This is a genomic window from Blautia sp. HA3515, assembly GCF_059933065.1.
On sequence record NZ_JAYFUY010000133.1, the window covers coordinates 2,501 to 7,230 of the forward strand.

1 protein-coding gene, 1 rRNA gene and 1 pseudogene are annotated in these 4,730 nt (G+C 47.2%); 2 read left to right on the top strand and 1 reads right to left on the bottom strand.

Annotated features, from left to right (window positions below):
- Positions 1 to 124: 124 nt before the first annotated feature.
- Together R1Y93_RS11190 and R1Y93_RS11195 are read left to right on the top strand one after the other, a co-directional pair.
- Positions 125 to 3,010, top strand: a 23S ribosomal RNA gene (locus R1Y93_RS11190).
- Between the two features lie 196 nt (positions 3,011 to 3,206).
- Positions 3,207 to 4,092 (top strand): annotated as a pseudogene (locus R1Y93_RS11195) (radical SAM protein).
- 265 nt (positions 4,093 to 4,357) lie between these two features.
- Here the strand turns inward: R1Y93_RS11195 and R1Y93_RS11200 are convergent.
- The coding region (locus R1Y93_RS11200; RefSeq protein ID WP_500822856.1) for a potassium transporter TrkG at positions 4,358 to 4,730 on the bottom strand (373 nt) is incomplete at its 5' end.

Consider the following 4,730-nt stretch of genomic DNA (forward strand, 5'->3'; position numbering starts at 1 on the left):
CCGGCAGTCTTTTGTACAGCCTGTGCATTTACTTGGTATAACGCAAGATAGGAAGACATCGATAACAATGTTATCAAAAGAGAATCGAGAGACCGCATCACCTACGCTAGGGTGATGAAGCAAATGGTCAAGCAATAAGGGCACAGGGCGGATGCCTTGGCACTAAGGGCCGAAGAAAGACGTGACAAGCTGCGATAAGCTTCGGGGAGGAGCAAATATCCAATGATCCGGAGATTTCTGAATGGGGAAACCCACATGAGCAAACCTCATGTATCCATGCGCCAATCCATAACGCATGGAGGGGAACCCGGGGAACTGAAACATCTAAGTACCCGGAGGAAAAGAAAGAAAACTCGATTCCGCAAGTAGCGGCGAGCGAACGCGGAAGAGCCTAAACCGGAATGCGTGCATTCCGGGGTTAAGGACTGCATAAATGATCTGCCGATCCTAACAGAACGGTTTTGGGAAAGCCGGCCAAAGAGGGTGAAAGCCCCGTATGTGAAAGGAAAGGCAGCATGGCAGGATCCAGAGTACCACGAGACACGAGAAACCTTGTGGGAAGTCGGGGGGACCACCCCCCAAGGCTAAATACCACTTAGTGACCGATAGCGCAGAGTACTGTGAAGGAAAGGTGAAAAGGACCCCGGGAGGGGAGTGAAAGAGAACCTGAAACCCTGTGTCTACAAGCTGTGGGAGTGCCTTATGAGCACGACCGCGTACTTTTTGTAGAACGGTCCGGCGAGTTACGCTTACTGGCAAGGTTAAGTCCTCAAGGGACGGAGCCGTAGGGAAACCAAGTCTTAACAGGGCCAAAGTCAGTAGGAGTATACCCGAAACCGGGTGATCTACCCATGTCCAGGCTGAAGCTGCCGTAAGAGGCAGTGGAGGGCCGAACCCACATCCGTTGAAAAGGGTGGGGATGAGGTGTGGGTAGGGGAGAAATTCCAATCGAACCCGGAGATAGCTGGTTCTCCTCGAAATAGCTTTAGGGCTAGCCTCGGTATCGAGTCTTGCGGAGGTAGAGCACTGAATTTCCTAGGGGGCGTCAAAGCCTACCGAAGAATATCAAACTCCGAATGCCGCCAAGATATGACCGGGAGTCAGACTGCACGAGATAAGTTGGGCAGTCAAAAGGGAAAGAGCCCAGACCTTCAGTTAAGGTCCCAAAGTGTGCGTTAAGTGGAAAAGGATGTGGGATCTCCAAGACAACCAGGACGTTGGCTCAGAAGCAGCCATACATTCAAAGAGTGCGTAATAGCTCACTGGTCGAGAGGTCCTGCGCCGAAAATGTCCGGGGCTGAAACGCACCACCGAAACTAAGGAACCGAAAGGTTGGTAGAGGAGCATTGCATACGGAATGAAGCAGTACCGTAAGGAGCTGTGGACTGTATGGAAGAGAGAATGCCGGAATGAGTAGCGAGAACAAGGTGGGAATCCTTGTGGCCGAATATCCAAGGTTTCCAGGGTAAAGCTGATCTGCCCTGGGTGAGTCGGGGCCTAAGGCGAGGACGAGAGTCGTAGCCGATGGACAACAGGTGGAGATTCCTGTACTGCGGTATGACAGAACTGTGGGGACACGTAAGGAAAGCGGAAGCCGGGAATGGAAAGCCCGGTGCAAGCAGGGTACCAGTGCGGAAGGCAAATCCGCCGCACAATGGGAAGCTGTGAAGCGGAGCGAAATAAAGTAGCGAAGTCCGTGAGCCATGCGTCAAGAAAAGCCGCTATCGTTTGTACCGTACCCGTACCGTAAACCGACACAGGTGGATGAGGAGAGAATCCTAAGGCCGGCGGAAGAAGCATTGTCAAGGAACTCGGCAAAATGGCCCCGTAACTTAGGGATAAGGGGTGCCTGTGGAAACAGGCCGCAGAGAATAGGCTCAAGCAACTGTTTAGCAAAAACACAGGTCTATGCGAAACCGAAAGGTGAGGTATATGGGCTGACGCCTGCCCGGTGCTGGAAGGTTAAGAGGAGAGGTCAGAGCAATCGAAGCCTTGAATTTAAGCCCCAGTAAACGGCGGCCGTAACTATAACGGTCCTAAGGTAGCGAAATTCCTTGTCGGGTAAGTTCCGACCCGCACGAAAGGCGTAATGATTTGAGCGCTGTCTCGACAATGCATCCGGTGAAATTGAAGTACCAGTGAAGATGCTGGTTACCTGCGCCAGGACGGAAAGACCCCATGGAGCTTTACTCCAGTTTGGTACTGGGATCCGGTATTGCATGTACAGGATAGGTGGGAGGCAGAGAATGTGTAACGCCAGTTGCACAGGAGCCGCTGTTGGGATACCACCCTTGCAGTATTGGGTTTCTAACCAGCCGCCGTGAACCGGCGGTGGGACAATGCCAGACGGGGAGTTTGACTGGGGCGGTCGCCTCCGAAAGGGTATCGGAGGCGCCCAAAGGTTCCCTCAGGATGGACGGAAACCATCCAAAGAGTGCAAAGGCAGAAGGGAGCTTGACTGTGACACCGACGGGTGGAACAGGTACGAAAGTAGGGCTTAGTGATCCGGTGGTATTAAGTGGGAATGCCATCGCTCAACGGATAAAAGCTACCCTGGGGATAACAGGCTTATCACTCCCAAGAGTTCACATCGACGGAGTGGTTTGGCACCTCGATGTCGGCTCATCGCATCCTGGGGCTGTAGTAGGTCCCAAGGGTTGGGCTGTTCGCCCATTAAAGCGGTACGCGAGCTGGGTTCAGAACGTCGTGAGACAGTTCGGTCCCTATCCGGCGTGGGCGTAGGATATCTGAAGGGAGCTGTCCTTAGTACGAGAGGACCGGGATGGACGGACCGCTGGTGTACCGGTTGAGCAGCCAGGCTCATGGCCGGGTAGCCAAGTCCGGAAGGGATAAACGCTGAAGGCATCTAAGCGTGAAGCCCCCCCTAAGATGAGATATCCCATTCGAAAGAAGTAAGACCCCTTGAAGACGACGAGGTAGATAGGCTGGAGATGGAAGTGCAGTAATGTATGGAGTTGACCAGTACTAATCGGTCGAGGGCTTGACCAAAAAGCAGGTAAAAGATTCCAAAGGATGTCAGCATGTATGTGGTTTTGAAGGTACAAAAGCATTTGAGCAGTGGACTTGGTTCATTGCTTTTTTTGTATATAAAAATTAGTTAGTTTGTAACTGTTCAGTACCCTCACATGTTACATCTGATTAATAAGAAAGAGGAAAATATGGTAGAAGACAGAATCAAAACATTGATGTCATGTAGGTTATGCCCAAGGAAGTGTGGCGTGGACCGTATACATGGAAAAACCGGATATTGTGGGATGGATGGTCAAGTGAGAGTGGCCAGGGCTGCTTTGCATATGTGGGAAGAGCCTTGTATTTCAGGAGAGAAAGGTTCTGGAGCAGTATTTTTCACAGGTTGCGGACTGCGATGCTGTTTTTGCCAGAATCATAACATTGCTATTGGAAAAAGCGGAAAAATAATTACAGTAAATCGTTTAGCTGATATTTTCCTGGAACTGGAAGAAAAAGGTGCTGCAAATATCAATCTTGTAACAGCTGCGCAATATGTTCCGCAGGTCATAGAGGCATTGAAAAAAGCCAGGGATAAGGGATTCCATTTGCCAGTAGTATATAATTCCAGCGGATATGAAAGTGTTTCTACAATAAGAAGTCTGGAAGGGTATGTGGATGTATATTTGCCGGACTTTAAGTATGCCGAGGAAGAACTTGCAGCAGATTATTCTAATGCACCGGAATATCCAACGACAGCTAAGCTGGCACTAAAAGAGATGGTCAGACAGACAGGTGACTGCGTATTTGACAAAGATGGGTATATGATCCGGGGAACATATGGTCAGGCATCTGATATTGCCAGGGCATACCAGAAATGCCATAAAAGTTATGGAGTATTTGAACAAAACATATGGAGATCATATATTTATTAGCATTATGAATCAATATACACCCGTTTTCAAACAGGAGAAATATATAGAATTGAATCGCAAAGTGACTGTAAGAGAATATGAAAAAGTATTAAATGCTGCTTTGGAATTGGGAATAAGTAATGGATTCTTTCAGGAAGGTGATACAGCAAAAGAAAGCTTTATTCCAGATTTTAATTATGAAGGGGTATAAAAAAAGATCCTATAAATGGAAGGAGGCCGGTACTTTCGTACCGGCGCGTATGAAAAAGAAAAATATTAAATTAAGAAAGACATAATGCTTTCTACGCATACCAATATACATTAAAGATATGTCTATATAATGACGCTGATATGAATAAATTATGAATAATTAGAATTTTTTAAAACCATGAAAAAATTTTTTTATCAGATTGCCATTGTAGTCATTCTTTCTGAATCTTTTTATTTGGTGGATTTCTGTACGCAGTACAAGCGAATCAGAATTTCTTCCAGGTATCTTTTTTAAAGAGAACAAGAAGAGGGAAAATCTCAAGTCTTCCTGCTAACATATCAAAAATAAGCACACATTTGGAAAAATGGGAAAACAATCCAAAGTTCTGTGTTGGGCCAACCATTTCCAGACCTGGACCGATATTATTAAAGGTTGCAGCCACTGCAGTAAAATTCGTAGTCAGATCAAAATTATCTATACTGATCAGCAAAACAGACAATCCAAAAATTAACACATAGACGAAAAGAAAAATATTGGTGGTTCGTACCACTTCGTGAGGAATCACTTTTCCGTCCATTTTGACCTTCTTGACTGCATTGGGATGTAAACAAAGGGTTAATTCTTTACGGGCAGTTTTA